This window comes from Streptomyces sp. URMC 126, assembly GCF_051386555.1.
Classification (GTDB): domain Bacteria; phylum Actinomycetota; class Actinomycetes; order Streptomycetales; family Streptomycetaceae; genus Streptomyces.
This window is the reverse complement of record NZ_JBPQTX010001440.1, coordinates 1-230: the sequence shown is the minus strand read 5'-3', so window position 1 is coordinate 230 and position 230 is coordinate 1. Positions and strand designations below refer to the sequence as shown.

At 57.8% G+C, this 230-nt stretch carries 1 pseudogene; it reads left to right on the top strand.

Annotated elements, in window-relative coordinates:
• Positions 1-230 (top strand): annotated as a pseudogene (locus ACSNOK_RS36590) (DNA polymerase); the annotation flags it as partial.

Here is a 230-nt window from a genome sequence, read left to right as displayed (position 1 = left end):
CTTCCTGACCTCACCTCAACAAACCGTCAGCGCCGAGACATGGCCGAGCGTGCCGCCCTCAACGCTCCCATTCAGGGATCGGCAGCGGACCTCATCAAACTGGCCATGCTCGCACCGACCAGAAACTTGCTGAGGCAGCTTTGACAAGCCGGGTCTTGCTGCAGGTTCATGATGAACTCATCCTTGAGGTTGCCAAGGGTGAAGAGGAGAAGGTTCGCGAGATCGTTACC